The organism is Taklimakanibacter lacteus, assembly GCA_003576695.1.
Lineage (GTDB): Bacteria > Pseudomonadota > Alphaproteobacteria > Rhizobiales > Aestuariivirgaceae > Taklimakanibacter > Taklimakanibacter lacteus.
Map to the genome: position 1 here is coordinate 548,409 of QOZQ01000001.1, position 13,059 is coordinate 561,467.

The following is a 13,059-nucleotide window of genomic DNA, read 5'->3' on the forward strand; positions in this document are numbered from 1 at the left end:
TGTGTGGAGCGGACCCAATGGATCCCGGCTTTCGCCGGGATGACGGATTTGGGGTGGCGCGATTTCTGTGATTGAAGGTTAGAGCATGACGCAGAGCAATTTCGGGCTCGATTTCGATCTCGACGAGACCGCCCACATGATCCGCGACACGGTGTCGAGCTTCGCGCAGGCCGAGATCGCGCCCAGGGCCGCCGAGATCGACAAGACCAACACATTCCCGCGCGACCTGTGGCCGCGCATGGGTGAGCTCGGGCTCCATGGCATCACCGTCGAGGAGGAATTCGGCGGCCTCGGCCTCGGCTATCTCGATCATGCGATCGCGGTGGAAGAGGTGAGCCGCGCTTCCGCTTCGGTGGCGCTTTCCTATGGCGCCCATTCCAATCTGTGCATCAACCAGATCCGCCGCAATGGCACGGATGAGCAGAAGCGCCGCTATCTGCCAAAGCTCATCTCGGGCGAGCATGTCGGCGCGCTCGCCATGTCGGAGCCGGGCTCGGGCTCGGACGTGGTGTCGATGCGCACCCGGGCCGAGAAGAAGGGCTCGAAATACATCCTCAACGGCAACAAGATGTGGATCACCAATGGCCCCATCGCCGACACGCTCTTCGTCTATGCCAAGACCGACCCCGCGGCCGGGGCGAAGGGCATCACCAGTTTTCTGATCGAGAAGGGCTTCAAGGGCTTCCGCACCGCGCAGAAGCTCGACAAGCTCGGCATGCGCGGCTCCGACACCGGCGAGCTCATCTTCGAGGATTGCGAAGTGCCGGAGGAGAATGTCGTCGGCGAGGTGAACCAGGGCGTGCGCGTGCTGATGTCGGGCCTCGACTATGAGCGCGCCGTGCTGGCGGCAGGAGCGGTCGGCATCATGCGCACCGCGCTCGATGTCGTCCTGCCCTATGTGCATGACAGGAAGCAGTTTGGCCAGCCGATCGGCACCTTCCAGCTGGTGCAGGGCAAGCTCGCCGACATGTATGTGCTGATGAATGCGGCGCGCTCCTATGTCTATACGGTGTGCAAGGCCTGCGATCGGGGCCGGGTCACGCGCGAGGACGCGGCGGGCGCCATCCTGTTCGCCGCCGAGAAGGCGACGCAAGTGGCGCTCGATGCCATCCAGCTGCTGGGCGGCAATGGCTATATCAACGACTTCCCCACCGGGCGGCTGTTGCGCGACGCCAAGCTCTATGAGATCGGCGCCGGCACCAGCGAGATCAGGCGCATGCTGATCGGCCGCGAGCTGTTCGAGAAGTCGATCTGACGATGGATGCTCTGCCACAAACACACTTCATTTTCCCTCCCCCTTGCGGGGAGGGATTAAGGGTGGGGGTCGGGTGGTTTCTCAAGCCTTCTCTTCTTCTACTTCGCAGGAACAAGGATTGATGGACCACCCGACCCCCACCCCAGCCCCTCCCCGCAAGGGGGAGGGGAAATGGACTGATCTCCAATGACCGCCCTCAAAAGCGACATCGATCCTTCCTCCGACAAGTTCCGGCGCAATGAGGAGCATATGCGCGGGCTCGTCGATGACCTGCGCAAGATTTCTTCGCAGATCGTGCAGGGCGGCCCCAAGGCGTCGCGCGACAAGCATGAATCGCGTGGGAAGCTTCTCCCCCGCGAACGCGTGCTGCGCCTGCTCGATCGCGGCTCGCCTTTCCTCGAGATCGGCCATCTGGCGGCGCACAAGATGTATCACGGCGAGGTGCCGGCGGCCGGCCTCATCGCCGGCATCGGGCGCGTGTCGGGCCGCGAATGCATGATCGTCTGCAATGACGCGACGGTGAAGGGCGGCACCTACTATCCGCTCACCGTCAAGAAGCATCTGCGCGCCCAGGAGATCGCCGAGCAGAACCGGCTGACTTGCGTCTATCTCGTCGATTCGGGCGGCGCCAATCTGCCCAACCAGGACGAAGTCTTCCCGGACCGCGATCATTTCGGCCGCATCTTCTTCAACCAGGCCAATATGTCGGCCAAGGCCATCCACCAGATCGCGGTGGTGATGGGCTCCTGTACCGCGGGCGGCGCCTATGTGCCGGCCATGGCGGATCAGAGCATCATCGTGCGCGAGCAGGGCACGATCTTCTTAGGCGGCCCGCCGTTGGTGAAAGCGGCGACGGGCGAGGTGGTGAGTGCCGAAGACCTTGGCGGCGCCGATGTACATACCAGGCTCTCCGGCGTCGCCGATCACCTTGCCCAGAATGACGAGCATGCGCTGGAGCTGGCGCGGCGCGCCATTGCCGCGTTGCAGGTCCGCAAGCCTGCCGATGTGATCCTGCGTGAGGCGAAGCCGCCGCAATTCGATCCGTCCGAGCTCTATGGCGTCATGCCGCCGACCTCGCGCGAGCCTTTCGATGTGCGCGAGGTGATCGCCCGCATCGTCGACGGCAGCGAGCTCGACGAGTTCAAGGCGCTCTATGGCAAGACGCTGGTCTGCGGCTTCGCCCATATCCACGGCATGCCGGTCGGCATCCTCGCCAATGACGGCATCCTGTTCTCCGAATCGGCCGTCAAAGGTGCGCATTTCATCGAGATCTGCTGCCAGCAGCGCATTCCGCTGCTCTTCCTGCAGAACATCACCGGCTTCATGGTCGGGCGCAAATACGAGAATGAGGGTATCGCCAAGCATGGCGCCAAGCTGGTGACCGCGGTGGCGACGGCGCAGGTGCCCAAGATCACGGTGATCATCGGCGGCAGCTTCGGCGCCGGCAATTACGGCATGTGCGGGCGGGCCTATTCGCCGCGCTTCCTGTGGATGTGGCCCAATGCGCGTATCTCGGTGATGGGCGGTGAGCAGGCGGCCAATGTGCTGGCCACCGTCAAGCGCGACGGCCTCACCGCCAGGGGCGAGAAATGGAGTGCTGAGGACGAGGAAGCCTTCAAGGCGCCGATCCGCGAGCAATATGAGCATCAGGGCCATCCCTATTACGCCTCGGCGCGTCTGTGGGATGACGGCGTGATCGACCCGGCCGAGACGCGGCGCGTGGTGGCTTTAAGCCTCTCGGCCGCGCTCAACGCGCCGATCCCCGAAACCCGCTTCGGCATATTCAGGATGTAGGGAATGCCACTCGTGTTTGCAGCCATTGCGACAACGCCCTCGCCCCGCTTCAGCGGGGAGAGGGTAGGGGCCCATTGCGTAGCAATGGGTAGGGTGAGGGGCTTGGTGCAGGACTTCAACAAGCCCCTCACCCCTCCCACCGCTCTGCGGTGGGTCCCTCCCTTCTCCCCACTGAAGCAGGGAGAGGGTTGCGAGGTTCCATGCTGAAGTCCGTCCTCATTGCCAATCGCGGCGAGATCGCCTGCCGGGTCATCCGCACCGCCAAGCGCATGGGGTTGCGCACTATCGCCGTTTACTCCGATGCCGATGCGCAGGCCCTGCATGTCGCTCAGGCTGACGAGGCGGTGCGCATCGGCGGACCGTTGGCGCGCGACAGCTATCTCAAAGCGGACGCCATCATCGAGGCGGCGAAGAAGACGGGCGCCGGGGCCATTCATCCAGGCTATGGCTTCCTCTCCGAGAATGCCGCCTTTGCGCAGGCCTGTGCCGAGGCGAAGATCGTCTTTGTCGGCCCGCCGCCGTCGGCGATCCGTGCCATGGGCGGCAAGAGCGAAGCCAAGGCGTTGATGGCGAAGGCCAATGTGCCACTGGTGCCAGGCTATCATGGCGAAGACCAGGACCCGAAGGTTCTCGAGAAAGCGGCCGACAAGATCGGCTATCCCGTCCTGATCAAGGCCTCGGCCGGCGGTGGCGGCAAGGGCATGAAGGTGGCGGCCAGCAAGGCCGAATTCCGCGACCAGCTCGCTTCCGCCCAGCGCGAAGCCAAATCTTCCTTCGGCGATGACCGGGTGCTGATCGAGAAATATCTCGAGAGACCGCGCCATGTGGAGATTCAGGTCTTCGCCGACAGCCACGGCAATTGCGTCTATCTGTTCGAGCGCGACTGCTCGATCCAGCGCCGGCATCAGAAAGTCATCGAGGAAGCGCCGGCGCCCGGCATGACGGCAGCCTTGCGCAAGCGCATGGGCGAGGCCGCGGTCACGGCGGCCAAATCCATCGGCTATGTCGGGGCCGGCACGGTCGAGTTCCTGCTTGATGAGGATGGCTCCTTCTATTTCATGGAAATGAACACCCGTCTCCAGGTCGAGCATCCGGTGACCGAACTCATCACCGGCCTCGATCTGGTCGAATGGCAATTGCGCGTGGCTTCGGATGAGAAGCTGCCGCTCGCCCAGGACCAACTCGTCCTCAACGGCCATGCTTTCGAAGTGCGCCTCTATGCCGAGGATCCCGACCGTGATTTCCTGCCGCAAACGGGACGCATCGCGCATCTGAGGTTCCCGGCCGAGAACGGCCATGTGCGGATCGATACCGGCATCACCGAAGGCAAGGAGATCAGCACCTATTACGATCCGATGATCGCCAAGCTCATCGTGTGGGACCGCGACCGAATGTCGGCACTGGCGCAATTGCGCCGGACACTCGGTGAAACGGAGATCGGCGGGCTCATCACCAACACCGCTTTCCTGGCGAGGCTCGCCGGCAACAAGGCCTTTGCCAAGGGCGATGTCGATACCGGCTTCATCGGGCGTCATGAGAAGGAATTGCTGCCGAGCGTTCCGGCGGCCAGCGAAGATGTGCTGCTGCTGGCGGCGACGGGCCTTCTCCTCAGCGAGCGCCAAGTCTCGCTTGGCGATCCGTGGTCCAGCTCCGATGGCTGGCGCCACTATGGCGGCGCGCACGATCATCTGAGCCTGATCGATGTCAGCGGCGGCCAGACGGCCCACAAGCTCGTATTCGACTATGCGAAGGACGGTTTCGTCTTCCATCTCAAGAGGGCGGCCCCAATCGTCAGGGCATCCCTGTCGGTGGATGGCCGGCTCATTGCCGATATCAGCGGACGCCGCATGGCAGCAGGCTTCGCGCGCACCGGCGACGACATCGCGCTCTTCCTCGATGGCATCAGCTATCGCCTCAAGCGTGCCGGCATCGCGTTCGAAGATGAAAGCGGCGAGGCGGCGGCGCTCAAAGTCACGGCCCCGATGCCCGGGCGCATCATCGCCGTCCATGTCGCGGCCGGAAAGATGGTCGAGAAAGGCGCTCCGCTCATCGTGCTCGAGGCGATGAAGATGGAGCATACGCTGAAGGCGGGTCACGCGGGCAAGATCGAGCATGTCGGCTGCAAGTCGGGCGACCAGATCCGGGAAGGTCAGGAACTCTTACGTTTCGCAGCGTCCTGATCGATTCACACGCCGCGAAGCGCGGTGCAATGATGGATCTGATATTTTGCCAATGTCACGTCTTGGCTTCCGATTCGGGTGAACGCTCGGACTTTCGACGCTTCGTGTGCAGCAGTTGCGCCAACGCGACTTCCCTGATCCAGGATATCATCTCCATATCGGCACCGAGCGCTTCTGCGTCATCACACCAGTCGGTATCCAGCACGCAGTCCCACTTGCGCGGCATATCAGTAGAGTCGACGAGCGCCTCCATCGCCTCGTTCACCGCTTCGACGGAGCCTGTCTTGACGGAGAGCCGGACCAGGTTTCCCGCCGCGTCATTCACGCCCCCCTGGTTCTGGATCGACAATTCGAGGGCTTCCCTTGCGCGCAAAAGTCCCGCCTCCAGTTCATTGTTCTCAATCAATGCCCTGGACAAACCCATCAACGATATGTCATCGCGGAACTCCTGATGGTACGCCTGCGCCAACTTGACGGCAGCTGCGGTATTCTCTGCCAATCCGCACTCAGAGATAGCGCACGTATGGAGTTCGACGCGCACATTCCACTCGCTTTCGGTTGCGAGACCGGACAGCAGCATGGCTGCGCTCTTTGGCATGGTTACGCCATCGATCTCCACGACCTCAATTCTATGAGGCTCTACTTGCTTTAGCAGAGACTTGAGATCGATTCTCTCCACTCGTCGCTACTTTCTCTTCCATCTCTTGCGCGGCTTGGGGAATCTTATACCATCTTCATCTGGGTCGCTCCAGGGCAATATCTCGCTTTCGCCTCTCAGGCATAGGTCGCGAATTACTTTCGCGCGCTCGTGGTATTTCCTCCAAGCTTCTGGACTATAACTGTAGTTCTTATGACACTGCTCGTTGTCATGATAAAATTGGTTGTGGCAAGCGTCCTTGTCAGCTTCAGTAAGCGGTTTCCTATCTTGATTGATTAAGGGAGGAAATGAGAGATTGTCGTCGGTGGGGGAGCAATAAGGCGGGAGTAATCTTTCCCAAAAAGAGTCCCAATAGCCCTGTTGAGGAGTTGCCGCCACATTGACCGCCAATGGCCCGCCATACATGGCTTGCGGATTTGCCACTCGTGATAAAGTGCTGGGCCCCTTCTTGAAAGCAAGCAGATCGTGGTCAGGAATGCTGCGCGCCGCCGCCATGTCGGTAGGCTCATCAGTGTCGGAGAATGCTGCCGGATCGCGGAATGGATGAGGACGAGGCCTCGGTATCAACTTGCGCGATTGACTTACGGCGCTATCGCCTGCCGTCACCCTTAGTCGCAATGCAGGAGGAAATCCCATTCCTCCAAATGCGGGCTCGCGGTAGCTTCGGTCGCCGGATTCCGCCTTGGTTTGTGCTATACTCTGGAGGATATTACCCCCATCCTTCCTGTTCCTCGCGCGCAGCAATGCCTGCACGATTTCATGAGTCCTTTGACGATCGAGAGCCATCGGTTGATCCTTTGTCGGTCTCTGGGTGGAGGCTGACGCGCGTGTGGTCAGCCTTAGGAAACTTGATGATTTGGAGGTTTCTGGTCAGAAACGAGATGAAATGCCTTGAGAGGCGTCACCCCGAATGGCGCGCATCCCAGGTTCGCATCTCGTTCTTTTGCGTGAAGCAGGATGATGGCCGGTCGCCAGCGTCGGCTTCGGCCTTGCCATCTGCCACGGCATCGTCGGGGCGCTTGGTGGAGCGATCAGCGCGACAAGCCCCACTGAAAGCGGGTAGGCACGGCCCGATCGGCGCATTCATGTTTCAGTCCGAAATACAAACGCCCGCGGGTTTGAGCCGCGGGCGCACATCATCTGACCCTGATATTCTCCAATCCAACGCTTGCGCACGCAATGTCAAAGGCTTTTGTGGCGTGAGTCCGGAAAGGTCAGGAACTCTTACGTTTCGCAGCGTCCTGATGGATCAAGTGCCGTGGCAGGCGGTGCAATGATCGATCGGACCGCTCTTCCTGCCCGCCAGCGCTTCGCGGCGGTGGCAATCGCTGCAGAAAGCGTGGAATAGCCGGTCGATGCGCATGCTCTCGCTGTCCGACAAAGCCTTGTGGCAGGTGAGACAGTTCTCCTTACCTGTGCGATCGGTAAAATTGTGGTGACAGGCCGTGCAGACGAAGCCCGTATGATCGCCATGGTTGAAATTGGCGTGATCTATGGGCGATGAGCGCAGCGATGCGAGCCGCAATTGCGCCATCGGCCCGGTGGCGAGGGCAGCGATGATGCCGAGCAGGACGGTGGGAAGCGCAACAAGAATGAGCTTGCGCCTTTCCGGCAAGAGGGCGGCGAACACCAGGATGAGCATTCCCGCCAGGAGGAAGCCCAAGATGGCGGCATGCGTTCCGGCGATGAAAGCGACATGCAGGGCTGCCGCGACGACGACCATGAATCCCGCAATACGGTGGAGGATCAATGATTTGGGCGAGGTGAGCGCGCGCCGCACCGCAAGTGTCGCAAAGAGCGCCAGCGCCGCCACGATGCCCGCGATGATCTCGACAGGCACAGCACCATCCAGCCAGCGCCAGAAGGATGGCTCGAAGCCTGCAACCGCAAGGACATGCAGGCTCACCGCGACAATCGCGAATGAGCCGATGTACCGGTGCCACGACCGTCCCTTGGCATCGGGTTGAAGCATGAGAGCGCAAGCCGAGAGCAGCAGTGCCAGGATGCCGGGGGTGCGGACCAGCCACCATGTTGCATCGGTCGGCTGAAAAGCGAGCGCGAGGAGTGCTGCCGCCAGCAGCGCGCCACCCAGACGATCGGCACCGGATATCATCCGCATGCTGTGTTTTTCCACCTCAATCGACCAAAGGTATCGGTTGAAAACCCGAAAAGCCTGCCGGATAGTATGATCAACAGTACGCTCCACACCAGATCGTACATACATAGGGGCGCTTCCTCATCGACCGATGCGGGAAGCGCTCGAGAGGAGGGGAACCGTGCCCATGCTTCGCACCGGATTTTTCGCCTGCGCTTTTGCCGCGCTCCTTCCCTTCATCGCCTCTGCCCAGGAGCCGCTCAAACCTGAACAGATGAGCGAGGAGACGATCCCGGCGGGAACGCCGAAGCTCTTCATCGCCGATCTTGCCATCGAGCATATCGTGGATGGCCGGGTGCGCATCTTCGATGCCAACTCAATGAAGCTTCTCGGCATGGTCGGCACCGGCTTCCTCGGCCAGATCTATATTCCGCCGAAGCAGGATGTCTTCTATATCGCCACCAGCTATATCGAGAAGATCACCCGCGGCAAGCGCAGCGACTGGCTCGAGGTCTATGATTCGAACACGCTGCATCTCAAGAGCGAGATCCCGATCGCGACAACAAGGGCGCAGGCGCTGAACTACCGGCCGCTGCTGCAGGGCTCGGTCGACGGCCGCTGGATCTTCGCCCAGAATGCGACGCCCGCGACATCGATCAGCGTGGTCGACCTCAACGCCCAGAAGCAGACCGCCGAGGTCGCCAATGCCGGCTGCTATGGCATCTTTCCCGCCGCCACCAATGGCCTGCGCTTCGCCACCATGTGCGGCGACGGCACTTTCGGCAGCTATACGCTGAAGGATGACGGCTCGGCGGCGGAGCGTGCCGCGTCCGAGCCCATCTTCGATGCCGACAAGGACGCGCTCTTCATCCATGGCGAGCGCGACGCCAACAACTGGCTCTTCGTGTCCTTCACCGGCAATATCTACCTGGTCGACCTGGAGGGCGCGGCGGCGAAGCTCGTCGAAATGATCGAGATGACCAAGGGGGTCGAGGGCGACTGGCGGCCGAGCGGCTATCAGACCCATGCCTTCCACCAGAAATCGGGCGTGGTGTTCGTTCTCATGCACAAGGGCGGCACCGAGGGTTCGCACAAGAATCCGGCGGAAGAGATCTGGGCCTATGATGTGCGCAACAAGAAACTCCTGTCGCGCTCGCCCACCACCACGGCCTTCTCGGTGGCGCTCGGACAGGGTGATGATCCGGTCGTCTATGCGATCGATCTCGTCGGCCTCAAGGTCATGCGCTACACCTCCGATGCGGCCAAGGGCTATGCGCTCACCGCCGCCGGCGAGCAGAAGGCGGGCAATACGCCGATCCAGGCCGAGACGCAGTGATGATGCTCGACCCGCTCATCGTGCTCATCGCGTCGGGCGTGCTCATTGCCGTCTTTGTCAGGGCACTGTGGCACAAGCTCAGCGACTTCGCCGTGTTCAAGGCCCTGTTCGCCGATTACGAGATGCTTCCCGCCGGTCTCATCGCCCCGGCATCGCTCATCCTGTTGCTGGCGGAAGCCGCGATTGTCATCGGATTCGTCGTTCCGGCGACAAGACAGGCGGCTGCGATTGGCGCGATCGTCCTGCTTGCGGTCTATGGGTTTGCCATTGCCGTCAATCTCAGGCGCGGGCGCTATATGATCGACTGCGGCTGCGGCGGATCGGGGCAGGGCCTGTCCTGGTTCCTCGTCGCCCGCAATGCGATCCTCATCCTTGTCGCCGGCCTGGCCCTCGCCGCGCCGACACCGCGCGACATCTCGTTCACCGATGCGATCGTGCTCGGCCTGTCGGTGGTCACCGTATGGCTCGCCCTCCTCGCCAGCGAGCAGGCTGCGGTGAATGATGCGCATCGCCAGTTCATCCGCAACAGCAGAGGCAAGGGCTGACCCATGGATCCGTTCACCATCGCGCTCATCCTGCTTTGGGCCGTTGTCCTGGCGCTCGGCATCGTGGTGATCGCGCTGGCCCGCCAGATCGGCATATTGTTCGAGAGGGTGGCGCCCATGGGGGCGCTGATGACCGATGCCGGCCCCAAGATCGGCGAAGCCTCTCCCAAATTCGCGCTCCAGGCGCTCGCCACCGGCAAGCCGGTCTCGATCGGCGCCGCCTCGGGACGCGCCCTTCTCATCTTCTTCCTGTCGCCCACCTGCCCGGTCTGCAAGAAGCTGCTGCCGGTGCTCAAATCGGCGCAGAAGGCCGAGAAGGGCTGGCTCGACATCGTGCTGGCCAGCGACGGCGAGGCGCCCAGGCATGAGGCCTTCATCACGAGCCACAAGCTTGACGGCTTCCCCTATGTGCTGTCGAGCGATCTCGGCATGGCCTATCGGGTCAGCCGGCTGCCCTATGGCGTCGTTCTCGATGGTGAAGGCACGGTCAGGGCCAAGGGACTGATCAACAACCGCGAACAGCTGGAAAGCCTGTTCAACGCGAAGGAAATGGGTGTCGCCTCGATCCAGGGCTTCCTGGATCAGGTCAAGGAGGCTTGAGGAGGGTTGCCATGTTGAGATCATTGCACGGGCTCATGGAAAGCTTCGACCGGCTGAGCGAGGCGGCGGCGCGGCTTGGCGCGCAGCGCATCGGGCGGCGCAATGCGCTGTCGGCGCTCGGCACCGCCATTGCCGGCAGCGCCATCCTGCCGATGCTGCCCTTCGACCGCTCGGGGGGGGCCGCGCAAGCGGCCAGCACCCGCGATGACGGCGATGAGACCTGCGAATATTGGCGCTATTGCGCGCTCGATGGCTTCCTGTGCACCTGCTGCGGCGGATCGCTGGCCAGTTGCCCGCCAGGTGCTGAGCCCTCCAAGGTCACCTGGGTCGGGACCTGCCAGAATCCCAAGGACAACAAGGCCTATCTCATCAGCTATAATGACTGCTGCGGCCAGGTGTCGTGCGGCAACTGCCTGTGCAACTACAATCTGCGCGAACGGCCCGGCTATCGCATGGGCATCCACAATGACATCAACTGGTGCATGGCCAATTCACGCGGCCTCTATCACTGCACCGTCGCGGCGGTGATCGGGACCGGCTGATGATCCATAGGCTGGTTCTGGCGACCACGCTGCTCGCCGTTTCGTCGGGCGCCGCGGCAGCGGATGGCGCGTCGCTGTTTTCGGAGAATTGCGTCGCCTGCCACCAGGAGGGCGGTGTCGGAACGCCGGGTCTCGCCCCGCCGCTCGTCTCCGACACGCTCAAGAAAGCCGGCAGCGTCGAGCGCGACTACGTGCCGCTCGTCATCATCCATGGGCTCAGCGGTCCCATTAAGGTCAAGGGGCAGCTCTATGTGAGCGCCATGCCGCCGCGCGCCGACTTCAGCGACGATGATATCGCTGCCCTTGCCAATTATGTCGAAGCGGACCTCAATGGTCTCAAAGCCTCGCCATTGGCGGGGACCGATGTCGCGGCTCTCAGAACCGCCACAGTCGACCACCAGACTCTGCGCGACATGCGGTCGAAGTTGGGAGAATGACGATGCGCCTGAGCGCGGCGGTTTTTCTCGCACTCAGCCTGCCGACAGCGGCCGCGCAAGCGGTCGAGCCCAACTATAATTATGCGCTGCATTGCACCGGCTGCCACACCGCCGAAGGGGTGAGCCCGCCGCTGGGGCGCATTCCGCCGCTCAAGGGCGTCGTCGGCCATCTGGTGCGCAGCGAGGATGCGCGGCTCTATTTCGCCAATGTGCCGGGCATCGTCAATTCCGGGCTCAGCGCTGACGAAACGGCAGCGCTCCTCAACTGGGTGGTCGAGGTGTTCGGCGAAAAGAGCACGCCCGAAAGCTGGACCCCCTTCAATGGCGCCGAAATCAAGGCCTTGCGCAAGGCGGCGCCTGCCGACATCATGGCCTATCGCAAGCATGTCCAGGACGAGCTCGATGCGCAGGGCTACAGCATCGGCGCCTATCCCTGACGGACTGCCGACTGCCGGGGCCTTTTGATGGATTTCGCGCTCACCGACGATCAGACCCAGATCCGCGACATGGTGCGCGGCTTCGCGGCCGAGAAGATCGCGCCCTTCGCCGCCAAATGGGAAGAAGAGAAGAACATTCCGCGCGCGCTTCTCAAGGAAGCGGCGGAACTCGGCCTCGCCGCCATCACGGTCGGCCAGGAACATGGCGGTTCCGAGCTCTCGCGCGTCGAGTCGGTGCTCATCTTCGAAGAGCTCAGCTATGCCGATCCGGTGGTGGCGAGCTTCCTGTCGATCCACAATATGTGCGCCTGGATGATCGACACCTATGGCACGCCGGAGCAGCGCAAGGCCTGGCTGCCGCAACTCTGCGCCATGGACCGGGTCGCGAGTTACTGCCTCACTGAGCCCGGCTCGGGATCGGATGCGGCAGCCCTCAAGACCAAAGCGGTGAAGGAAGGAAACAGCCAGTATCGCGTCTCGGGCTCCAAAGCCTTCATCTCGGGCGGCGGCTATTCCGACATCTATCTCGTGATGTGCCGCACCGGCGAGGAGGGGCCCAAGGGCATCTCCTGTCTCCTCATCGAGAAGGGCACGCAGGGGCTGAGCTTCGGGGCGAATGAGAGGAAGATGGGCTGGCATGCCCAGGCGACCGCGACCGTCAATCTCGATTCGGCGCCCGTTCCCGCCAACAATCTGATCGGCGGCGAAGGCAAGGGGTTCTCGATCGCGATGAACGGGCTCAATGGCGGCAGGCTCAATATTGCCGCCTGCAGCCTGGGGGCGGCGCAAGCGGCGCTCGACAAGGCCATCGCCTATATGAAAGAACGCAAGGCCTTCGGCAAATCCCTGAGCCAATTCCAGGCACTGCAATTCAAGATCGCCGATATGGAGACGGAACTGCAGGCGGCGCGCATCTTCCTCTACCAGGCGGCCTGGAAGCTCAGCCGGAACGCGCCCGATGCGCGCAAATATTGCGCCATGGCCAAGAGGCTCGTCACCGATACGGGCTTCCGTGTCGCCAATGAGGCGCTGCAGATCCATGGCGGCTATGGCTATCTGGCCGATTTTGGCATCGAGAAGACGGTGCGCGATCTCAGGGTGCACCAGATCCTCGAAGGGACCAACGAGATCATGCGGCTCATCGTGGCGCGCGATTTGCTGGACAACGACTAGCGAGAAG

At 62.3% G+C, this 13,059-nt stretch carries 13 protein-coding genes; 10 read left to right on the plus strand and 3 right to left on the minus strand.

Features of this window, described 5'->3' with window-relative positions:
- The first annotated feature begins 85 nt into the window (after positions 1-85).
- From DT068_RS02475 to DT068_RS02485, 3 genes are all read left to right on the plus strand, one after another.
- Entirely contained in the window at positions 86-1,255 is a 1,170-nt protein-coding gene (locus DT068_RS02475; protein WP_119388168.1) for an isovaleryl-CoA dehydrogenase, read from the plus strand.
- Positions 1,256-1,441: 186 nt separating this feature from the next.
- The gene (locus tag DT068_RS02480) at positions 1,442-3,049 is read left to right on the plus strand and encodes a carboxyl transferase domain-containing protein (RefSeq protein ID WP_119388169.1); all 1,608 of its coding nucleotides are present in this window, start codon (positions 1,442-1,444) and stop codon (positions 3,047-3,049) included.
- A gap of 200 nt (positions 3,050-3,249) precedes the next feature.
- Entirely contained in the window at positions 3,250-5,229 is a 1,980-nt protein-coding gene (locus tag DT068_RS02485) for an acetyl/propionyl/methylcrotonyl-CoA carboxylase subunit alpha (RefSeq protein WP_119388170.1), read from the plus strand.
- A 55-nt stretch (positions 5,230-5,284) separates the two neighbouring features.
- Here the strand turns inward: DT068_RS02485 and DT068_RS02490 are convergent, their stop codons facing one another.
- From DT068_RS02490 to DT068_RS02495, 3 genes are all read right to left on the minus strand, one after another.
- Entirely contained in the window at positions 5,285-5,809 is a 525-nt protein-coding gene (locus DT068_RS02490; protein ID WP_162913967.1) for a hypothetical protein, read from the minus strand.
- Between the two features lie 105 nt (positions 5,810-5,914).
- The gene (locus DT068_RS27900; RefSeq protein WP_162913968.1) at positions 5,915-6,673 is read right to left on the minus strand and encodes a hypothetical protein; all 759 of its coding nucleotides are present in this window, start codon (positions 6,671-6,673) and stop codon (positions 5,915-5,917) included.
- Positions 6,674-7,136: 463 nt separating this feature from the next.
- Entirely contained in the window at positions 7,137-8,006 is an 870-nt protein-coding gene (locus tag DT068_RS02495) for a cytochrome c3 family protein (protein WP_162913969.1), read from the minus strand.
- Positions 8,007-8,169: 163 nt separating this feature from the next.
- Between DT068_RS02495 and DT068_RS02500 the strand changes: the two genes are divergently transcribed.
- From DT068_RS02500 to DT068_RS02530, 7 genes are read left to right on the plus strand one after another with little or no spacing between them, the layout of a single operon-like run.
- Positions 8,170-9,318 (plus strand): amine dehydrogenase large subunit, encoded by a 1,149-nt coding sequence (locus DT068_RS02500; RefSeq protein WP_368904390.1) that lies wholly within the window; start codon positions 8,170-8,172, stop codon positions 9,316-9,318.
- Entirely contained in the window at positions 9,318-9,863 is a 546-nt protein-coding gene (locus DT068_RS02505) for a MauE/DoxX family redox-associated membrane protein (protein ID WP_119388174.1), read from the plus strand. The genes DT068_RS02500 and DT068_RS02505 overlap by 1 nt, the downstream gene beginning before the upstream one ends.
- A gap of 3 nt (positions 9,864-9,866) precedes the next feature.
- Positions 9,867-10,463 (plus strand): methylamine dehydrogenase accessory protein MauD, encoded by a 597-nt coding sequence (gene mauD, locus DT068_RS02510; protein ID WP_119388175.1) that lies wholly within the window; start codon positions 9,867-9,869, stop codon positions 10,461-10,463.
- 11 nt (positions 10,464-10,474) lie between these two features.
- Positions 10,475-11,005 carry a methylamine dehydrogenase light chain gene (locus DT068_RS02515; RefSeq protein WP_368904375.1) on the plus strand — a complete coding sequence of 177 codons (531 nt, stop codon included), beginning with the start codon at positions 10,475-10,477 and terminating at the stop codon, positions 11,003-11,005.
- Positions 11,005-11,442 (plus strand): c-type cytochrome, encoded by a 438-nt coding sequence (locus DT068_RS02520; protein WP_119388177.1) that lies wholly within the window; start codon positions 11,005-11,007, stop codon positions 11,440-11,442. The genes DT068_RS02515 and DT068_RS02520 overlap by 1 nt, the downstream gene beginning before the upstream one ends.
- Positions 11,443-11,444: 2 nt before the next feature.
- Positions 11,445-11,879, plus strand: coding sequence for a c-type cytochrome (locus DT068_RS02525; RefSeq protein ID WP_119388178.1), 435 nt, complete (start codon positions 11,445-11,447; stop codon positions 11,877-11,879).
- A gap of 27 nt (positions 11,880-11,906) precedes the next feature.
- A complete protein-coding gene (locus DT068_RS02530) occupies positions 11,907-13,052 on the plus strand; it encodes an acyl-CoA dehydrogenase family protein (protein WP_119388179.1) in 1,146 nt (381 codons plus the stop codon).
- Positions 13,053-13,059: the final 7 nt, after the last annotated feature.

What these genes read in the sequence shown, in the direction of transcription:
- DT068_RS02485 (WP_119388170.1), top strand. Translation starts at nt 3,250, where the DNA reads ATGCTGAAGTCCGTCCTCATTGCCAATCGCGGCGAGATCGCCTGCCGG.
- DT068_RS02490 (WP_162913967.1), bottom strand. Translation starts at nt 5,809, where the DNA reads ATGCTGCTGTCCGGTCTCGCAACCGAAAGCGAGTGGAATGTGCGCGTC.
- DT068_RS02500 (WP_368904390.1), top strand. Translation starts at nt 8,170, where the DNA reads ATGCTTCGCACCGGATTTTTCGCCTGCGCTTTTGCCGCGCTCCTTCCC.
- DT068_RS02480 (WP_119388169.1), top strand. Translation starts at nt 1,442, where the DNA reads ATGACCGCCCTCAAAAGCGACATCGATCCTTCCTCCGACAAGTTCCGG.
- DT068_RS02475 (WP_119388168.1), top strand. Translation starts at nt 86, where the DNA reads ATGACGCAGAGCAATTTCGGGCTCGATTTCGATCTCGACGAGACCGCC.
- DT068_RS02520 (WP_119388177.1), top strand. Translation starts at nt 11,005, where the DNA reads ATGATCCATAGGCTGGTTCTGGCGACCACGCTGCTCGCCGTTTCGTCG.
- DT068_RS27900 (WP_162913968.1), bottom strand. Translation starts at nt 6,673, where the DNA reads ATGGCTCTCGATCGTCAAAGGACTCATGAAATCGTGCAGGCATTGCTG.
- DT068_RS02505 (WP_119388174.1), top strand. Translation starts at nt 9,318, where the DNA reads ATGATGCTCGACCCGCTCATCGTGCTCATCGCGTCGGGCGTGCTCATT.
- DT068_RS02530 (WP_119388179.1), top strand. Translation starts at nt 11,907, where the DNA reads ATGGATTTCGCGCTCACCGACGATCAGACCCAGATCCGCGACATGGTG.
- mauD (WP_119388175.1), top strand. Translation starts at nt 9,867, where the DNA reads ATGGATCCGTTCACCATCGCGCTCATCCTGCTTTGGGCCGTTGTCCTG.
- DT068_RS02525 (WP_119388178.1), top strand. Translation starts at nt 11,445, where the DNA reads ATGCGCCTGAGCGCGGCGGTTTTTCTCGCACTCAGCCTGCCGACAGCG.
- DT068_RS02515 (WP_368904375.1), top strand. Translation starts at nt 10,475, where the DNA reads ATGTTGAGATCATTGCACGGGCTCATGGAAAGCTTCGACCGGCTGAGC.
- DT068_RS02495 (WP_162913969.1), bottom strand. Translation starts at nt 8,006, where the DNA reads ATGCGGATGATATCCGGTGCCGATCGTCTGGGTGGCGCGCTGCTGGCG.